16 protein-coding genes are annotated in these 18280 nt (G+C 42.6%); 7 read left to right on the top strand and 9 right to left on the bottom strand.

Annotation, left to right across the window (positions count from 1 at the left end; all coding sequences use genetic code 11):
- Positions 1 to 17 precede the first annotated feature (17 nt).
- Positions 18 to 668: an HAD family hydrolase gene (locus tag FUA25_RS02365; RefSeq protein ID WP_228411622.1), complete on the top strand. Its 651-nt coding sequence runs from the start codon at positions 18 to 20 to the stop codon at positions 666 to 668.
- A gap of 13 nt (positions 669 to 681) precedes the next feature.
- On the opposite strand, the gene FUA25_RS02360 is transcribed toward FUA25_RS02365, so the two are convergent.
- The 5 genes from FUA25_RS02360 to msrB form a co-directional block, all read right to left on the bottom strand.
- Positions 682 to 1044 carry a cupin domain-containing protein gene (locus FUA25_RS02360; protein ID WP_147755293.1) on the bottom strand — a complete coding sequence of 121 codons (363 nt, stop codon included), beginning with the start codon at positions 1042 to 1044 and terminating at the stop codon, positions 682 to 684.
- A 59-nt stretch (positions 1045 to 1103) separates the two neighbouring features.
- Complete coding sequence (locus FUA25_RS13410) at positions 1104 to 2147, bottom strand: bifunctional transcriptional activator/DNA repair enzyme AdaA (protein WP_147755292.1); 1044 nt, start codon at positions 2145 to 2147, stop codon at positions 1104 to 1106.
- 100 nt (positions 2148 to 2247) lie between these two features.
- Positions 2248 to 2835 (bottom strand): DUF2911 domain-containing protein, encoded by a 588-nt coding sequence (locus tag FUA25_RS02350; RefSeq protein ID WP_147755291.1) that lies wholly within the window; start codon positions 2833 to 2835, stop codon positions 2248 to 2250.
- A 155-nt stretch (positions 2836 to 2990) separates the two neighbouring features.
- Positions 2991 to 3524 (bottom strand): fasciclin domain-containing protein, encoded by a 534-nt coding sequence (locus tag FUA25_RS02345; protein WP_147755674.1) that lies wholly within the window; start codon positions 3522 to 3524, stop codon positions 2991 to 2993.
- A gap of 127 nt (positions 3525 to 3651) precedes the next feature.
- A complete protein-coding gene (msrB, locus tag FUA25_RS02340) occupies positions 3652 to 4185 on the bottom strand; it encodes a peptide-methionine (R)-S-oxide reductase MsrB (RefSeq protein ID WP_147755290.1) in 534 nt (177 codons plus the stop codon).
- Positions 4186 to 4281: 96 nt separating this feature from the next.
- Between msrB and FUA25_RS02335 the strand changes: the two genes are divergently transcribed.
- On the top strand, positions 4282 to 4857 hold the full coding sequence (locus FUA25_RS02335; protein WP_228411621.1) for an RNA polymerase sigma factor: 576 nt from the start codon (positions 4282 to 4284) through the stop codon (positions 4855 to 4857).
- Between the two features lie 49 nt (positions 4858 to 4906).
- Positions 4907 to 5644 (top strand): anti-sigma factor domain-containing protein, encoded by a 738-nt coding sequence (locus FUA25_RS02330; protein ID WP_228411620.1) that lies wholly within the window; start codon positions 4907 to 4909, stop codon positions 5642 to 5644.
- 64 nt (positions 5645 to 5708) lie between these two features.
- On the opposite strand, the gene carB is transcribed toward FUA25_RS02330, so the two are convergent.
- The 3 genes from carB to FUA25_RS02315 form a co-directional block, all read right to left on the bottom strand.
- On the bottom strand, positions 5709 to 8891 hold the full coding sequence (carB, locus tag FUA25_RS02325; RefSeq protein WP_147755287.1) for a carbamoyl-phosphate synthase large subunit: 3183 nt from the start codon (positions 8889 to 8891) through the stop codon (positions 5709 to 5711).
- Between the two features lie 154 nt (positions 8892 to 9045).
- Positions 9046 to 10131, bottom strand: coding sequence for a carbamoyl phosphate synthase small subunit (locus FUA25_RS02320; protein WP_147755286.1), 1086 nt, complete (start codon positions 10129 to 10131; stop codon positions 9046 to 9048).
- Positions 10132 to 10231: 100 nt separating this feature from the next.
- Complete coding sequence (locus FUA25_RS02315) at positions 10232 to 11122, bottom strand: aspartate carbamoyltransferase catalytic subunit (RefSeq protein WP_147755285.1); 891 nt, start codon at positions 11120 to 11122, stop codon at positions 10232 to 10234.
- Positions 11123 to 11365: 243 nt separating this feature from the next.
- Between FUA25_RS02315 and acs the strand changes: the two genes are divergently transcribed.
- From acs to nhaA, 4 genes are all read left to right on the top strand, one after another.
- On the top strand, positions 11366 to 13273 hold the full coding sequence (gene acs, locus FUA25_RS02310; protein ID WP_147755284.1) for an acetate--CoA ligase: 1908 nt from the start codon (positions 11366 to 11368) through the stop codon (positions 13271 to 13273).
- 116 nt (positions 13274 to 13389) lie between these two features.
- Positions 13390 to 13743 (top strand): hypothetical protein, encoded by a 354-nt coding sequence (locus FUA25_RS02305; protein ID WP_147755283.1) that lies wholly within the window; start codon positions 13390 to 13392, stop codon positions 13741 to 13743.
- Between the two features lie 112 nt (positions 13744 to 13855).
- Positions 13856 to 16060 carry a RelA/SpoT family protein gene (locus FUA25_RS02300; RefSeq protein ID WP_147755673.1) on the top strand — a complete coding sequence of 735 codons (2205 nt, stop codon included), beginning with the start codon at positions 13856 to 13858 and terminating at the stop codon, positions 16058 to 16060.
- Positions 16061 to 16062: 2 nt separating this feature from the next.
- The gene (nhaA, locus tag FUA25_RS02295) at positions 16063 to 17250 is read left to right on the top strand and encodes a Na+/H+ antiporter NhaA (RefSeq protein ID WP_147755282.1); all 1188 of its coding nucleotides are present in this window, start codon (positions 16063 to 16065) and stop codon (positions 17248 to 17250) included.
- On the opposite strand, the gene FUA25_RS02290 is transcribed toward nhaA, so the two are convergent.
- Entirely contained in the window at positions 17251 to 18255 is a 1005-nt protein-coding gene (locus FUA25_RS02290) for a YihY/virulence factor BrkB family protein (RefSeq protein ID WP_147755281.1), read from the bottom strand. It abuts the gene before it with no gap.
- Between the last annotated feature and the right edge of the window lie 25 nt (positions 18256 to 18280).

Here is an 18280-nt window from a genome sequence, read left to right as displayed (position 1 = left end):
TTATAAAACGAATTCATATGAGTACTCCCAATACAGATTTAAGTATGAGCCCTTCTGCACCGCTAAAAAATATTATTTTCGACTTCGGAGGTGTGGTCATGGACTGGAATCCGCGCTATTTTTTCAGAGATTATTTCAATGACGATGAAAAAATGGAATACTTCCTGAAACACATCGCTGAAGATGAATGGAATGCGGAACAGGACCGCGGCCGCACTTTGGCTGAAGGAACCGCCCTACAGATCGCGAAATTTCCGGAATGGGAAAAGGAACTGCGCGCTTACTACGACAACTGGACCACGATGCTGAAATCAGATATCCCTCAAAATGTTGAAGTTTTAAGAAAACTGGAAGCGTCGGAATATGAACTCTTCGGCCTCACGAACTGGTCGGCAGAGACTTTTCCGTACGCCCTGGAAAATTATGATTTTTTCAATGCTTTCAAAGGCAGAATCGTGGTTTCAGGAAGTGAGAAACTCATCAAACCCGACCCGAAAATCTGGGAAGTCCTGCTGGAAAGATATGAACTGATTCCCCAAGAATCGGTCTTCATCGACGATAATCCGAAAAATATTGAAGTCGCTGAAAGCCTTGGATTTGTAACCGTTCATACTACAGAAGACACCGATCTGGAAAAGGAACTCCGAAGTTTGGGCCTGAATTTTTAAAAACAAAAACAGGTTATTTCTCTTCCCGGTTCACCAGATCCATCGAAAAAGCCGGCAGACAGATCGCCAGATATTCGCAGGATTCTTCAAAAGGATTGCTGTAGCGGATTCTGGCGCCTTTTTCAATTAAAATGCTTTGCCCGGCTTCCAGAACAAGGGTTTCTCCATCAATTTCAAACTGTTTTTTTCCTTTGATGATGTAGGTGATTTCATCGAATTCGGGCGTCTGATGCGGTTCGCTCCAATCCGGCGGCGCGATCATGTGCGCGACAGAAATATTGGTGTTTCCGGTGGAGTTCCCCCAGATTTCTTCGATCAGTTTCCCGTCATTCGTAGGAACAACAAAAGGCGATTTTTGAATTTTGAATTTTTTCATTATAATTTTGTCTTTGACTCACCAAACATCCCTTCTGTTAGGTATTCTTAGTTAAAATATTAAAATAAAATGGCTTTTTCCAGTTCCAGCAGTTTCTGTTTCCGCCAGATCCCGCCTCCGTAACCGGTTAAAGTCCCGTTGCTGCCGATTACCCGGTGGCACGGAATCAGTATGGATATTTTGTTCATTCCGTTCGCATTGGCTACAGCACGCACTTTTTTTGCATCGCCCAGAAGTTCAGATTGTTTCCGGTAATTCCAGGTTTCGCCGTATGGGATTTGCTGCAGGATTTTCCAGACACTTTTCTGAAATTCAGTTCCGACAGGAGCCAAAGGAACCGTAAATTCCCTCAGTTTTCCGTCAAAATATAAGTCCAGTTCCTTCTCCAGCTTTTTGAAATGTGGATTTTCGCCCTGAACAATCGTAGCATTCAGCGATTTTGCCAGATCTTTAAACTCTGTTTCCAGCATTTTACGGTCTGTAAATTCCAGCATGCAGATTCCTTCCTCCAATGCTGCGGCATACATAGTTCCGAGGGGAGTTTCAATTCTTTTCAAATCGATAATGCGGTGCGTTTTGGAATTTTTCGGAGAAACGCCGAAGATGTTTTTAAAACTTTCGCTGAAACCGCTTAAACTTTCAAATCCCGAATTGTAAGCCGTTTCGATCACATTTTCTCCCTGCTGCAGTTTTTTAAAAGCCGTATTGAGCCGGAACATCCGCTGAAAACTCTGGAAAGTCATTCCGTGGTTTTTCTGGAACCATCTTCTCATCGTTGCGGGTTCAATTCCGCGTTTTACGAGATCGAAATCTTTAAATTTAAGAGAAGGATCTTCGCGCAGTTCTTCCAGGATCTGCTGAATATACGGTGGTGTTTCATCAGGATTTTCCAGCGGTCTGCAGACTTTGCACGGGCGGTAACCTTTCAGGATGGCGGCTTTCGTTGTTGAAAAAAATTCCACATTTTCCGGTTTTGGTTTTCGGGCACGGCAAATAGGACGGCAGAAAATACCGGTGGTTTTTACGCCCATCCAGAAAACGCCTTCAAAATCAGGATTTTTATCGACTGAAGCCTTATACATGATGTCATTTGAAAGTTCCATGTTGTAAATTTAAGGCAAAATTAATTCTGTTTGAAAACCTTTGCAACCGAAAAACGGACAAGTATTTTTCAAAAAAAAAAGTGAACCGAAGTTCACCTTTTTATTTTGCTGTTTCGATCTGTTTGATTTCTTTCAGTTTTTCAACAATTTTTGATACCGTTTCAGGCTTTCCGGTTTTTACAGGAATAGCTACTTTGGTAAAATCCCATTTCATAACAAGATCAGCAGCGCCGTCATCAACGGGATTGATCTCCATTTCAAACCATTCCTGTTTTTCTGACAGTTTCTGAACCGGAACGGTCACCTCCAGAACATTCAGTTTTTCATCAAAGCTGTACGCGCCCCACTGTTGCGCATCTTTGTTCAGAATCACTTTCCATTCCTTTTCCTGGGGAATAACAAACAAGCCGTAGGTTCCGGCGGGAACTGTTTTTCCGCCAAAATTCACGGACTGGTCAAAAGTAATTTTTGTTGCAGCATTCGCGCCAGCGCGCCAAACTTTACCGAATGGCACCAATTCTCCGAATATTTTTCTTCCTTTTACCCCCGGTCTTCCGTAATCAACAGTTAACTTGGTCATGGAAAACTGCTGTTCCACCTTTTGACGCGGACTGGCGGCCGGAAGCGTATATTGGGAATAAGCGGAAATAGACATCGTGAGTAGTGCAGTAAATAATAATTTCTTCATTTTTAATTGAATTTTTTAAGATAAGATTTAGTTATAGCGGTTTTAAATATAGGGATTTTATTCATATTGGAAGAATGAGTCTTTTGGATATTAATAAAAAAGCCGCTTAATTAAAAAATCAAGCGGCCCACATTAAAAACTAAAAACCATGAAAACTAAGGCATCAAGACGGTATCAATCACGTGTATCACTCCGTTTGACTGATTCACGTCTGCTATTGTAATTTTTGCTGAGTTATTTTTTGCGTCGGTCACATACAAATCATTTCCTTTCGTCCAGAATGTTAATTTTTCGCCTTCCACTGATTCTGCTGTATATTTTCCGCCATTCTTTTTGGTCCACATCCAAAGGTCTTTTGCTGAGATTTTCCCCGGAATCACATGATAAGTCAAAATTTTGGTAAGCATAGCTTTGTTTTCGGGCTTAACCAGCATCTCTACGGTTCCTTCAGGCAGTTTACTGAATGCTGCATTCGTAGGAGCTAAAACTGTAAAAGGTCCTTCGCTTTGTAATGTTTCCACCAAACCTGCGGCCTTCACTGCTGCAACCAATGTGGTATGGTCTTTCGAATTCACTGCATTTTCCACGATATTTTTCGTTGGGTACATTGCAGCGCCTCCGACCATTACGGTTTTCTGTTTTTTGGCAATGTTCTGTGCATTTGCCTGAGTTCCGATTGCCACCGTCATTGTAAACGCCAAGGCTGTAGCTGAAATTTTGAAGAGATTCATAATAGCGAAATTTAATGTTATTGATTAATGTTTTGTCTTACCATCATTTACGAAGCAGATTGTTTTTCGGATTTATTTTCTTGATTTATTTTGATTTTTTTATAGGTTCAAATTCCAATGATACCGAATTCATGCAGAATCTTTTTCGGGTTGGTTTCGGACCGTCATCGAATACATGGCCAAGATGCGCATCACATCTTCCGCAGCGCACTTCCGTTCTTTCCATGTCATAAGTATTGTCGGTTTTATAGATGACCGATTTCGGACGTATGGTTTCAAAAAAACTCGGCCAGCCGCAAGTTGTGGAAAATTTAGCATCAGAACGGAAGAGCGCATTTCCGCAGGCTGCACAATAGTAAGTTCCAATTCCCGAGAAATTATTATATTTTCCGGAAAAGGCTCGTTCAGTATCGTTTAGCCTCGAAACGGCATATAAATCAGCGTTCAGGACTTTTTTCCAGGCAGCATTCTGAACTTTCAAAATGCGGGTGTCGGTTCTGGAGTAATAAGGATTGACAATCTTTTTTCCGTTCACGGTCTGAATTTTCTGGGCATCGATATTTTGAAAAATACCGGCACCAAAAACAATAAAGACCGACATTTTAATTAATTTTTTCATGTTTTAAAGTGTTGGGTTTTAAAATATTTACGAATCCACCTGTGATTTGGATTTTTATAACGAAAAAAAAACTATTTTTGGAACCGAATAATGATATTGAAAAAAGGTCAACTTTCGCCGGAACAGCTTTTATCTTTACTGAGAAGTAAGGACGAAGCCGGTTTTAATTACCTTTATGAGCATTATTCCGGTGCACTGTACGGTGTAATTCTCCGGGTGCTGCATTATCAGGAAGAGTCCAATGAAGTTTTACAGGATACTTTTGTGAAAATCTGGAATTCCTTCTCCACCTTTGATGAAAACAAAGCATCGCTATATACCTGGATGCTGAATATCGCCAGAAATTCTGCCATCGACCGGCTAAAATCAAAATCTTTCCAGAACGACCTGCAAAACCAAAGCATTCCCGATTTCGTAAATGAGAGTGAGAAGCTTTCAACAGAACAGAAACACGAATTCAATGAAGTGCAGAATGCAGTGAACACTTTAAGAGAAGATTATAGAAATGTCATTAACAAAGGATATTTTGAAGGATTTACACAGGAAGAAATTTCCAGTGAACTTGGAATTCCTTTGGGAACAGTAAAAACAAGAACCAGAGCTGCCCTTTTGGAACTCGCAAAAATTCTTGAGAATTATAAAGTAATTCTGTTATTTTTTATTATTAATTAAGTTGGATATTAAAACATACATATCATCAGGCGTTATCGAAGCTTACACCATGGGAATTCTCTCCGCGGAGGAATCTTCTATTCTGGAATGTGTGATGAAAAATAATGTTGAAGTAAGAAATGCAGTTTTCGAAGCGCAGCAGACCCTGGAACATCTAGCCACGGAGCAGGCAGTTAAACCGCCGTCTCATTTGAAAGCAGAAATTCTTAAAAAAATACAGTTCGGAAATGCCGAATCCAGCTCTAAAGAGGAGACTCCGATAATTCCAATTTCAAAACACCGGACTCTTGTTTCAGAAAAAAGTCATTACCCAACGTGGATGAAGGTCGCATCTGCAGCTGCAATACTTGTGGTGGGGTGGCTGGGTTATGAAGTAAATTTAAAAAATCAGCAGATTGAAGATTTTGCGAAAAACAATACCGAATTAACAGGTAAAATTTCATCTCTGGAAGAAATCAATACCGTGCTCAAAAATTCAAGAAAGATCCCGCTGAAAGGTGTGGAAACACATCCGGATCTTTTGGCTGAAGTGTATTGGGATCAATCCAACAAAGTTTATCTGGACATCAAAAACCTGCCGGAAGCTCCGGAAGGAAAACAGTATCAGCTTTGGGCCATCGTAAATGGTAAACCTGTGGATATGGGAATGTATGAAACAGAAAGCGATTCCACCATTCAGGCCATGAAATCAGTGAGTAACGCACAGGCTTTTGCCATAACACTGGAGAAAAAAGGAGGTAATCCTACTCCAACGATGGAGGAAATGTATGTAATGGGTGAGATATAACCAACAGATTTAAAAATGCAAAAACGCGCCTTTCGGCGCGTTTTTGCATTTACAGATGAATATTCTACATTTTTTCCATCTTGAAACTCATACTTTCAATCACTTTCAGAATCGCTTCCACGGTATCCATTGAAGTCAGACATGGAACGCCGTTCTCGACAGAAGTTCTTCGGATCTGGAAACCGTCTCTTTCCGACTGCTTCCCTTTCGTCATTGTGTTCACAATATACTGTACCTTTCCTTTCTGGATGAGATCAATCAGATTGATTTCCGGGTTTTCCTCGATTTTGTAACCGATTTTGGTTCTGACGCCGTGTTCCTGAAAATAATTCGCTGTTCCTTCGGTCGCCCAGATTTTAAAACCAATTTCCTGAAAACGTCTGGCAAGTTCACAGGCTTCTTCTTTGTGTTTATCGGCAACGGTGAAAAGGATGGCGCCGTGCAGCGGCATTTTTCTTCCGGAACCGATGAGGCCTTTGTAAAGCGCTTTTTCGAGCGTCGTGTCTTTGCCCATCACTTCTCCAGTGGATTTCATTTCCGGACCGAGCGAGATATCCACTTTCGTTAATTTGGAGAAAGAAAATACCGGAACTTTTACAAAAATCCCCTCCTTCACAGGAGCCAGGCCGTTTTTATAGCCCAGATCTTTCAACTTTTGACCGAGAATCACTTTCGTAGCGAGATTGGCCATCGGGATTTCGGTAATTTTTGAAAGGAAAGGTACGGTTCTGCTCGATCGCGGATTTACCTCAATCACATACACCTCCCCTTCGTACAAAACATACTGAATATTCATCAGACCGATGACATTCAAGCCTTTTGCCAGCCTTTCGGTATAATCAACGAGCATATCGATCTGTCTCTGGTCAATATTCTGCGGCGGATACACCGCGATGGAGTCGCCGGAATGCACTCCTGCCCTTTCGATATGTTCCATGATTCCCGGAATTACAACGGTCTCGCCATCAGAAATGGCATCTACTTCCACTTCTTTTCCGGTCAAATAACGGTCGATGAGGATCGGATGCTCCGAATTTTCCTTCACCGCATTCGTCATATAATAATCGAGTTCTTTCTCGTCGTACACAATTTCCATGGCTCTTCCGCCCAAAACATAACTCGGACGAACCAATACCGGGAATCCGATTTCGTTGGCGATAACCAAAGCTTCCTCTTTCGTGAAGCAGGTTTTTCCCAAAGGCTGTGGAATTCCGAGTTCCTGAAGGGCGGCTTCAAATTTATTTCGGTTTTCGGCACGATCAAGGTCTTCCAACGAAGTTCCCAAAATCTTTACGCCGTGTGCCGCCAGTTTATCTGCCAGATTAATGGCTGTTTGCCCGCCGAACTGTACCACAACGCCTTTTGGTTTTTCGAGTTCGATGATGTTCATCACATCTTCTTCAGTTAAAGGCTCGAAATAAAGTTTGTCTGAAATCGAGAAATCGGTGGAAACCGTTTCCGGATTGTTGTTGATGATGATAGCTTCGTAACCCATTTCTTTAATTGCCCAAACCGAGTGTACCGTCGCATAATCAAACTCAACACCCTGCCCGATTCTGATGGGTCCGGAACCCAGAACGATGATTTTTTCGCGGTCTGAAGGAACGCTTTCGTTTTCTTCTTCATACGTTCCGTAGAAATACGGCGTTTCACTTTCGAACTCGGCAGCACAGGTATCCACCATTTTATAAACCGGCATCACAGCGTTGGTTCTTCTGAACTCAAAAATTTCTTTTTGGCTTGAATCCCATAAATGGGCGATGCTGAAATCTGAAAAACCGAGTTTTTTCGCTTTCAGCAATATCTCAGTATCGAATTTGTTTTCGGCAATGACTTTTTCAAAATCAATCAGTTTTTTGATTTTCCAGATAAAGAATTTATCGATCTTGCTCCATTCCACAATTTTTTCCCAGTCGTAGCCTCTCCGCAAAGCATCACCAATGATGAATAACCTTTCGTCATCGCACACACGTATTCTTCTTTCAATTTCTTCGTCGGTCAGCTCTTCTGCCTGCTTGGATTTCAGACCGATATGTCTTAAACCGGTTTCCAGAGAACGGATGGCTTTCTGCAACGATTCCTCAAAATTTCTTCCGATGGCCATCACTTCACCCGTGGCTTTCATTTGGGTGGAAAGCCGGCGGTCTGCAGTCTCGAATTTATCAAAAGGAAATCTTGGAAATTTCGTCACAACATAATCCAAAGCAGGTTCAAAACAAGCGTAAGTCTTCCCTGTAACCGGATTCATAATTTCATCCAACGTTAAACCCACCGCAATTTTTGCCGCAATTTTCGCAATCGGATAACCCGTTGCTTTACTCGCCAGAGCCGAAGACCGGGAAACCCGCGGATTCACTTCAATAATGTAGTAATCAAAAGAGTTTGGATCTAAAGCCAGCTGAACGTTACAGCCGCCCTCAATTCCGAGTGCACGGATAATTTTTAACGATGCATTTCTCAGCATCTGGTATTCGCGGTCCGATAAAGTCTGCGACGGTGCCACTACAATGGAATCTCCGGTGTGAATTCCGACCGGATCGATATTTTCCATGTTGCAGACCACGATTGCATTATCGTTTTTGTCGCGCATCACTTCGTACTCAATTTCTTTGAATCCGGCAATGGATTTCTCGATCAGACACTGGGTTACGGGTGAATATTTGAGACCGAAACTGGCAATTTCTTTCAGTTCCTCTTCATTGGCAGCGATTCCGCCACCGGTTCCGCCCATTGTAAAGGCAGGACGGACGATCACCGGATAACCGATGTTCTGGGCAAATTCCAAAGCACCCTGAACGGTATTCACAATATCGGAATCCGGAACCGGTTCATTAAGTTCCCTCATGAGTTCGCGGAACAAATCGCGGTCTTCCGCCTGATTGATAGCGGAAAGTTTGGTTCCTAGAACTTCCACTTTGCATTCCTCCAGAATTCCGGAGTTCTGCAATTCCACCGCCATGTTGAGTCCGGTTTGACCGCCCAGAGTGGGTAAGAGCGCATCCGGCCTTTCTTTTCTGATGATATGGCTCACAAACGGAAGGGAAATCGGCTCGATATACACTTTGTCGGCAATTTCAACGTCGGTCATGATGGTGGCGGGATTTGAATTGATCAGAATCACCTTATATCCTTCTTCTCGCAGTGCCAAACAGGCCTGAGTTCCTGCGTAATCGAATTCAGCAGCCTGACCGATGATGATCGGCCCGGACCCGATAACGAGGATTGTTTTTATGTCGTTTCTTTTCATTTTTATAGATTCAAGAGTCTAGAACCAAGATTCAAGACTGTTTTAGTAGATTATTTTCAATTCTTTGCGAAAGCATTAGTTCCTGACAGAAAATTTTCAAAATTGTACATTTATTTCTTACTTCACAGTTGTTTTTTCTGTAATCTGATGTCTACTATCTGACATCTGCTGTTTTAAAATCCTCCATCAGCTCAATAAATTCATCAAACAGATAATTGGCGTCTTCCGGACCCGGGCTGGCTTCCGGGTGGTACTGAACTGAGAAACACGGATGAATTTTATGTTTCAAGCCTTCGTTGGTACGGTCGTTCAGGGCGATGTGTGTTTCTTCCAGATCGGTATCTTTCAGTGAGTCCTGATCTACGGCGTAACCATGATTCTGGGAAGTAATGGCCACTTTGTTGTTCTTTAAATCCAGAACAGGATGGTTTCCGCCGCGGTGACCGAACTTCAGTTTGAAGGTTTTTGCCCCGCAAGCCAAACCGATAAGCTGATGTCCCAAACAGATTCCAAAAATCGGTACTTTTCCGAGCAGACCGTTGATGAGTTCAGACGCGCCTTTCACATCTTCCGGATCACCGGGACCGTTGGAAAGCATAATCCCATCGGGATCCATCAGCAAAATTTCTTCCGCCGTCACATCCTGTGAAACGACCGTAACATCACAGTCGCGTTGGGTAAGTTCCCGCAAGATTCCGAGTTTGGAACCGAAATCCACCAGAACCACTTTCAATCCTCTTCCCGGACTTGCATACGCCGTTTTTGTGGAAACCTGTTCGACCTGATTGATTGGAAAAACGGTGTTTTTTAAATTTTCAATGACTGAATTTTCGTTTGAATTATCATCCACTATTTTTCCTTTCACCACTCCTTTGCTCCGCAAAACCCTTGTAAGTCTTCTCGTGTCGATTCCGGAGATTCCTGAAAGTTTCTTTTTCTGAAAAAATTCATGCAAAGTCAACTGGTTCCGGAAATTCGATGGGAAATCGCAGAGTTCCTTTACAATTAAACCTTTGATTGCAGGTTCAATGCTCTCATAATCGTCGCGGTTGATGCCGTAATTCCCGATCAAAGGATAGGTCATGCACACGATCTGTCCGCAATAGGACGGGTCGGAAATAAGTTCCTGATAGCCGGTCATTCCTGTATTGAAGACCACTTCACCATCTGTCTCCAGATTGGCTCCGAAACCCTCACCATGGAATACTTCACCGGATTCTAATATTAATTTCTTTTTCATTTTATTTTGTTAGATTTCAGACTTGAGATATCAGATTTCAGACTGAAAAATAGTTATTGTTTTAATTTGAATAGATCTGATGTCTAATATCTGATGTCTGTTATTTAAACTCAAACCCTTTTTCTTCGAGGACATCTTTCAGAATGGCCATTCGGGCAAAAACTCCGTTTTCCATCTGTTTAAAAATTCGGGAACGGCTGCATTCCACGAGTTCATCATCAATTTCCACTCCTCTGTTAATCGGTGCCGGATGCATAATGATGGCCTCTTTTTTCATGATTTTTTCACGTTCTTTGGTCAAACCATATTTGTTATGGTAGGTTTCCAGAGAGATCTTCATTTTTTCGCCATGTCTCTCATGCTGGATTCTGAGCAGCATCAGCACGTCCACTTCTTTAATCAGATTATCCAGAGAACGGTAAGTTCCGTTGATGATGGTTCCCTCATCGAACCATTTTTCAGGTCCTGAAAAGTATACTTTAGCGCCCAGTTTCCTTAAGGCTTCAGCATTGGAATTGGCCACTCTGCTGTGCTTTACATCGCCAACGATTCCCACTTTCAGACCTTCGAATTTTCCGAATTCCTGGTGAATGGTCATCAGATCCAGCAGACACTGGGAAGGGTGATTTCCCGTCCCATCGCCGCCGTTGATCACCGGAATATCTATTTTTTTTAAATCATCATAAAACCGGTCTTTTTGATGTCGGATCACGACCAGGTTTATTCCTACACTTTCAAGTGTTTTGACCGTATCATATAAGGACTCCCCTTTATTTACAGAACTCGACGTTACATCAAAAGGCACTACGTGCAGCCCTAATTTTCTTTCTGCAACATCGAAACTCGTTTTGGTACGCGTACTATCTTCAAAAAAAAGATTTGAAACATAAATTTCATTTTGGGCTTTCAAAACTTTTCCCTTTGAAAATTCATCGGCAGTCTTTAACAGACTGTAAATTTTTTCTGCAGTTAAATCGGTGGTTGTAAGCATAGTCGTTCACTTAAAATCAAAAAAAAACGAAGCCAAAATGGCTTCGTTAAATAAAATAAATATTGCTGAAATCGGCATTTCTGCCTATCTGTATCACGTCTAATGGAAATGTTCTTTTCATTAGGTGCAAAGATAGAAATTTATTTTAAATCTCAAAACTGATCATCAAAATTGTATGATAATTTAAAAACCATTGCTCTAAGATTGAAATTTATAATTAAATTTAACAAAGAAAACGCTGACATGAAAAACTATTTTATTGATACTCTTCCCGATTATTTCAAACAGTATAAAAAATCCATCAAGAACCCGAAGAAATTCTGGGATAAAGTCGCCGATGAAAATTTTGTGTGGTACCAGAGATGGAGCAAAGTCGTGGAATATGATATGCACGAAGCCAAAATAAAATGGTTTAAAAACGCAAAACTCAACATTACCAAAAACTGTATCGACCGGCATCTGAACAGCCGGGGCGAAAAGACCGCTATTATTTGGGAACCCAACGACCCGAAAGAGGAAGCACAGCATATTTCCTATTCTGAACTTCGGGACAGGGTCTGTAAAATGGCGAATGTCCTTCGCGATCTTGGCATCGAAAAAGGCGACCGGGTCTGCATTTATTTGCCCATGATTCCGGAACTGGCGGTAGCGATGTTGGCATGCGCGAGACTTGGGGCAGTTCATTCGGTGATTTTTGCAGGATTTTCGGCTTCTGCCGTGACTTCACGCGTGAATGACTGCGGGGCAAAACTCATCATCTGCTCAGACGGCAGTTACCGCGGCAGCAAAGCGATTGATCTGAAAGGGATCATTGATGAAGCAGTGGAAAATTGTCCAACCGTAAAAAATGTACTCGTCGTAAAAAGAACCGGTGGTGAAGTAACAACGAAGGAAGGCCGCGATTTATGGCTCGAACCCCTTTATGAAAAAGCGCCAACCGATTTTGTCTCAGTGATTATGGATGCAGAAGATCCGCTTTTCATCCTCTACACTTCCGGTTCTACGGGAAAACCGAAGGGAATGTTGCACACCAGCGCCGGTTATATGGTATACACGGCCTACACTTTCAAAAATGTTTTTAATTATAGAGAAAATGATATTTACTGGTGTACGGCAGATCTGGGATGGATTACAGGACATTCGTATATTCTGTATGGTCCACTGGCAAACGGGGCGACAACTGTTATTTTTGAAGGCATTCCGACCTATCCGGAACCAGACCGTTTTTGGGAAATTATTGAAAAACATAAAGTCACGCAGTTTTACACGGCTCCAACCGCGATACGCTCTTTAGCAAAAGAATCCTATGAATGGGTCGAGAAACATGATCTTTCCAGTTTAAGGGTCATCGGCTCCGTTGGAGAGCCGATCAATGAAGAAGCATGGCATTGGTATAACGACCATGTTGGGAAGAAAAAATGCCCAGTCGTGGATACCTGGTGGCAAACCGAAACCGGCGGCATCATGATTTCGCCGATCCCTTTTGTAACGCCGACAAAACCTACTTACGCTACCCTTCCCCTGCCGGGAATCCAGCCTGTTTTGATGGATGACAAGCGTAATGAAATCACCGGAAATCAGGTAGACGGAAATCTGTGCATCCGTTTTCCGTGGCCGGGAATTGCCAGAACGATCTGGGGCGACCATCAGCGGTATAAAGAGACTTATTTCTCGGCTTTTCCGGGAAAATATTTCACCGGTGACGGGGCTTTGCGCGATGAAGTGGGCTATTACCGGATCACAGGACGGGTTGATGACGTGATTATTGTTTCCGGTCACAATCTTGGAACAGCCCCTATCGAAGACAGCATTAACCAGCATCCTGCCGTGGCCGAATCCGCAATTGTCGGTTATCCGCATGACATTAAAGGGAGCGCGCTGTACGGCTTTGTCATTCTGAAAGATTCAGGCGAAAGCCGTGACCGCGAAAATGTGAGAAAAGAAATCAACCAGGTCATCAGTGATACCATTGGACCCATTGCAAAACTTGAGAAAATTCAGTTTGTTTCTGCACTTCCAAAAACCCGATCGGGGAAAATCATGAGGAGAATTTTAAGGAAAATTGCGGAAGGAGATCTGAAGAATTTCGGGGATACTTCTACCCTCCTGAATCCGGAGATTGTTGAGGAAATTATGAACAATCGGATTTAAATATTTCAGCAAACCATCTTTAACCGTTAAAAATTCGATAAATTTCCGATGATTTTCTTGCGTATTCCGATAAATAAACGTAAACTTTGTTACAACCAATTAAAAAGAAAAATGATATGAAAACGACCAGTTTTGTTGGATTTTTTCAGGGAAAGGACAAGGTCCGGAAAGCATCCAACAGCCTGCAGATTGCAGGTTTCAAGCCTTCGAACATTATTGTTCAGGATCAGGACAATCATCCGTTAATGGTCTGCACTCCGGTTTCGGATTCCTACGATCTGGAAATGGCCGTGAACATTTTCCGGTTTCACGGCGTTGATCATACGTATTCCTTCGACGGAATTATTGAGAATGCAGAAGATCTGAAGAAAATCATTTCCATCCATTCCAAACAGCAGATTTTCTCGCCGGTTACGATCAAACACCATGATCACTACCGGGAGGGAATGAACTCTGAAGTCAAATTTTAAAATATTGATGTTAAATCTGTGTATTGCGCAGATTTTTGTTTTTTAGATCCCTTACCATACTTCAAAACTCGGGTATTTTTCGTATTTTCGTCTGAAATAAAGCGTTATGGCGATGGTGTACGATATAGAAAAAGAAAATAAGGAAATACTCGCACGGTACAAAGATCTGATTTCAAATACCTACAGAACTCTTGATGAGGAACACAATAAACTCATCAGGAAGGCTTTTGATATTGCGCTCGATGCTCATAAGGACCAGCGCAGGAAATCGGGCGAACCTTATATTTATCATCCGATTGAAGTGGCCAAAATTGTAGCCAACGAAATCGGTTTGGGTGCCACTTCCATTGCCTGTGCCCTGCTTCACGATGTTATAGAAGATTCGGAATACACCTATGAAGACCTGGTTAAAATCTTCGGAAAAAAGATTGCGGGAATTGTAAACGGACTCACGAAAATCTCGGTGATGAACCACCAGAACATCTCGATTCAGTCTGAAAATTACCGAAAGCTGCTTCTTACCCTGTCTGAAGATTTCCGTGTGATTCTGATCAAAATTGCGGACCGCCTTCACAATATGCGGACACTGGAAAGCATGGCGCCCGACAAGCAGATGAAAATCGCATCGGAAACCGTGTATATTTATGCACCTCTGGCGCACCGGCTAGGACTCTACAACATCAAATCCGAACTGGAAGATCTATCCCTGAAATACAACAATCCGGAAGTGTATTTTGATATCGTCGCAAAACTGGAACTTGCAGAAGAAAGCCGCGAAAAGTATGTAGAGGAATTCAAAAAAGAAGTTTCGGAACAGCTTCATGAGGAAGGCCTTAATTTTACCATCAAAGGAAGGGCGAAAGCCATTTCCTCCATTTACAGGAAAATGCTCAAACAGGGTGTAAGTTTCGAAGAAGTATATGACAATTATGCCATCCGGATCATTTATAAATCGGATGCTAAAAACGAGAAATTCCTTGCCTGGAAAATCTACTCCATCGTTACCGATCTTTACCACAGCAACCCGTCGCGGATGCGCGACTGGATTTCGCAACCCCGCTCTACTGGTTACGAAAGTCTGCATCTCACTGTTCTCGGACCCGACAATAAATGGATCGAAGTACAGATCAGGTCTGAAAGGATGGATGATATTGCAGAAAAAGGGGTAGCTGCCCATTATAAATACAAAGAAGGTTTTAATAAAAGTACCGATGAGCGGAACTTCGAGCAGTGGGTTATTCAAATCCGAGAAGTCCTTGAAAGTCAACAATCTCTATCGACAACCGAACTTTTAGACAATATTAAACTTAACCTTTATTCGAAAGAGGTTTTCGTATTTACTCCTAAAGGAGAAATCAAGATTCTCCCGACGGGTTCCACTGCTTTGGATTTTGCGTTTTCTGTCCATTCCGATCTTGGAACGAAGTGTCTCGGCGCGAAGGTGAATGGCAAACTCGTTCCGATTTCCTATGTTTTGCAGAACGGCGATCAGGTGGATATTCTCTCTTCTCAGAACCAGAAACCGAAATCCGACTGGCTCGATTTTGTCGTGACTTCCAAAGCCAAATCGAAGATCAAAGCCATCCTGAATTCGGAAAAGAACCATTTGGTGGAAGAAGGCAAAGAGATTTTGCAGCGTAAAATGCGCCATGCGAAACTGAACTTCAATGATGAAGAGATCAACAAAATGCAGAAGTTCTTCAATCTCAAGACCTCGCAGGAACTTTTTCTGAGTTTCCAGAACGGGAATCTGGACATTGGAGACATTAAAAAGTATACAGAAGGCAAAGGGATTTTCGGAAACCTGCTTCAGCGATTCAGGAAATCACCGAATAAAAATGAGGTCTTCACCGAGACGCCGGAGACGGATCTTAACATGATCGTATTCGGGAAAGAAGAAGAAAAACTGAATTATTCCTACGCAAAATGCTGCACCGTGATTCCCGGAGACAAGATTTTCGGATTTATCACGATTTCAGACGGCATCAAAGTGCATAATGAAAGCTGTCCAAACGCCATTAACCTCCGCGCACAGTACGATTACAGGGTAATGCCGGCCAAATGGGTAAATGAGGAAAGCTTTAAAAACCGTGTGAAAATCGAGATTGAAGGTCTGGACCGTATGGGAATGATCAACGATATCACACAGGTCATCAGCAACTCGATGAGTATCGATATGAAGAGCATGACCATTGAATCCAATGACGGCATATTTACCGGAACCATTAATCTGGAGGTGAAAAATAAAAACCAACTCGAAGAAACCTTTAAACAGCTTACGACCATTAACGGAGTTTCCAAAGTAAAAAGGCTATGAATATGACCATCACTCAATATTTCAGAAATTTCTTTCACAGTTCGCAGTCTTCGGGCATTCTGCTCATCGTGTGTGTCCTTATTTCCTTACTGATCGCCAATTCGTCGCTGGCGGAAAGTTTTCAGAATCTTCTTGACCAAAAGACCGGTACCGATCTTTTTCATCTGAACTATTCCATAAGCGTCTGGATCAATGATGGCTTAATGGCGGTATTTTTTCTGCTGGTGGGCCTGGAAATCAAGCGCGAGATAATTGAAGGAGAATTGTCGAGTTTCAGAAATGCCTCGCTGCCTGTAGTCGCAGCTATCGGCGGAATGCTTTTTCCGGCGCTTATCTTTTATCTTTTCAATCAGGGAACCGATTATATCAATGGCTGGGCAATCCCGATGGCTACTGACATTGCCTTTTCTCTTGCCATCATCTCCATGTTGGGGAAAATGGTGCCTTTGTCTTTAAAGATTTTTCTTGCGGCACTCGCCATTGTTGATGATCTGGGAGCGATTGTGGTGATCGGCATTTTTTATACCGATCAGATTCACTGGGAATATATGGGATTAAGTGCGGTAATGGTACTGCTTCTGATCGCGATGAACTATTTCAACGTGAAGCGGCAGTATTTTTATCTCATTCCGGGGATTTTCCTCTGGTATTTTATGCACCATTCGGGGGTACACGCCACCATTGCAGGCGTTTTGCTGGCTTTTACCGTACCTACCAACAAATCCACGACGGAAATTTCCCCACTCGAAAAGATGGAAGGAAAGCTGCATTTCCCTGTAAACTTTCTGATCATGCCCATATTTGCGCTGGCCAATACGAATATCACCTTTCATTCCGGAATGGTCGACGGGCTGTTCACAACCTTTGGTTACGGGATTATTTTAGGACTGGTAGTCGGGAAGATTGTGGGAATTAATGTCTTCTCGTATATATTTATCCGCCTCAAAATCAGCAGCCTTCCGCATAAAAGTTCGTGGTCTCAAATGTTGGGCGCGGGTCTTTTAGCCGGAATCGGTTTTACCATGTCGATTTTTATTGCACTGCTGTCTTTCAAAGAAAATGTTGAGATTCAGGCTGAAGCAAAATTCGCTGTTCTGGTGGCATCGGCTATCGCAGGGTTTTCAGGGTACGCTCTTCTGCGCTACGCTGCAAAAGACAAAACTGTTCTGGGCTCAGACGAAGAATACTGATCAGCGCTCTACTGTAACGGTATGCGAATCATCCGTCAAATCATCCGTATTAGGCAGTAATTCCGGCTTGAAGTTGCTGATGTTGGCGCGCATTTCGTCGGCAATAAGCTTATCTACCCGTACTTTTTTAATGGCGATATTCAGTTCATTTCCCAAAAGAATGAGGATGATGTTTACGTTTACCCATACCATCAGCAGCATAATGGATCCAATGGATCCGTACAGCACGTTGTAGCGGGCAAAATCCCGTACATATATGGCAAAGATATATGCAAGAAGAATAAAAAGTATCGTGGTGAGAATAGCACCCGGAAATGCCTGTTTCCATGACGTAATTTTCAGGCAGCCTACCCAGTAAAAGAGGGAAAGCAGCAGAAAGTAAAAGATCGGAAACGAAATAAAACTGATAATACTCGTCAGGTTTTTAACAAACCACGACATATTCACCTGCGGGGTAAAGAGCTTCAGTACCACCTCGCTGTAATACACTCCGAGTAAAGAGCCTATAATCAGGGCAATGAATGCAATTGTAATGACGAAGGCCACAAGATACTCCTTTACAGCACCCCTTTTTAAGTCGGTATTCAGGTTGAAACCGTTGATGAGGGAGTGGGTTCCGTTCGTCGCAACTACCAATGCGAAAGCAATCGTGACCGTACTGATGTTGCTGATGTTCGGAATAATGGATGTCTGGATATAACCCGTGACATCTTTCTGGATGTGCGACGGGAAAATATTCCCCATGAGCACCTCGAAAATATAGAACTGCAGCTTATCATAGTGCGGCAGGTAAGGCAGCAGCGAGAGCAGGAAAAGAATGAAGGGGAACAGACTCAGAAAAAAGCTCCAGGAAATACTGGCAGCCATTCGCCCGATCTGCATCTTGAACACGCCTTTCCCATAAATTTCGAACATCTCCCAGAGCGAGATGCCGAGAACGGGAATGTGCATCTCATCGAGATATGCGTGAATTTTCAGGAGGAATCGGGGGGTCTTTATGGGCATTCATCTATATTTGCAGAACAAAGAT

Source organism: Chryseobacterium sp. (assembly GCF_008014695.1).
Taxonomy (GTDB): domain Bacteria; phylum Bacteroidota; class Bacteroidia; order Flavobacteriales; family Weeksellaceae; genus Kaistella.
The sequence above is the reverse complement of the archived record's forward strand: the minus strand, read 5'-3'. Positions and strand labels throughout refer to the sequence as shown.

What these genes read in the sequence shown, in the direction of transcription:
- FUA25_RS02315 (WP_147755285.1), bottom strand. Translation starts at nt 11,122, where the DNA reads ATGCTTACAACCACCGATTTAACTGCAGAAAAAATTTACAGTCTGTTA.
- FUA25_RS13410 (WP_147755292.1), bottom strand. Translation starts at nt 2,147, where the DNA reads ATGGAACTTTCAAATGACATCATGTATAAGGCTTCAGTCGATAAAAAT.
- FUA25_RS02330 (WP_228411620.1), top strand. Translation starts at nt 4,907, where the DNA reads ATGGGAATTCTCTCCGCGGAGGAATCTTCTATTCTGGAATGTGTGATG.
- FUA25_RS02320 (WP_147755286.1), bottom strand. Translation starts at nt 10,131, where the DNA reads ATGAAAAAGAAATTAATATTAGAATCCGGTGAAGTATTCCATGGTGAG.
- FUA25_RS02290 (WP_147755281.1), bottom strand. Translation starts at nt 18,255, where the DNA reads ATGCCCATAAAGACCCCCCGATTCCTCCTGAAAATTCACGCATATCTC.
- carB (WP_147755287.1), bottom strand. Translation starts at nt 8,891, where the DNA reads ATGAAAAGAAACGACATAAAAACAATCCTCGTTATCGGGTCCGGGCCG.
- FUA25_RS02350 (WP_147755291.1), bottom strand. Translation starts at nt 2,835, where the DNA reads ATGAAGAAATTATTATTTACTGCACTACTCACGATGTCTATTTCCGCT.
- FUA25_RS02300 (WP_147755673.1), top strand. Translation starts at nt 13,856, where the DNA reads ATGGTGTACGATATAGAAAAAGAAAATAAGGAAATACTCGCACGGTAC.
- FUA25_RS02360 (WP_147755293.1), bottom strand. Translation starts at nt 1,044, where the DNA reads ATGAAAAAATTCAAAATTCAAAAATCGCCTTTTGTTGTTCCTACGAAT.
- acs (WP_147755284.1), top strand. Translation starts at nt 11,366, where the DNA reads ATGAAAAACTATTTTATTGATACTCTTCCCGATTATTTCAAACAGTAT.
- FUA25_RS02365 (WP_228411622.1), top strand. Translation starts at nt 18, where the DNA reads ATGAGTACTCCCAATACAGATTTAAGTATGAGCCCTTCTGCACCGCTA.
- nhaA (WP_147755282.1), top strand. Translation starts at nt 16,063, where the DNA reads ATGACCATCACTCAATATTTCAGAAATTTCTTTCACAGTTCGCAGTCT.
- msrB (WP_147755290.1), bottom strand. Translation starts at nt 4,185, where the DNA reads ATGAAAAAATTAATTAAAATGTCGGTCTTTATTGTTTTTGGTGCCGGT.
- FUA25_RS02345 (WP_147755674.1), bottom strand. Translation starts at nt 3,524, where the DNA reads ATGACGGTGGCAATCGGAACTCAGGCAAATGCACAGAACATTGCCAAA.
- FUA25_RS02305 (WP_147755283.1), top strand. Translation starts at nt 13,390, where the DNA reads ATGAAAACGACCAGTTTTGTTGGATTTTTTCAGGGAAAGGACAAGGTC.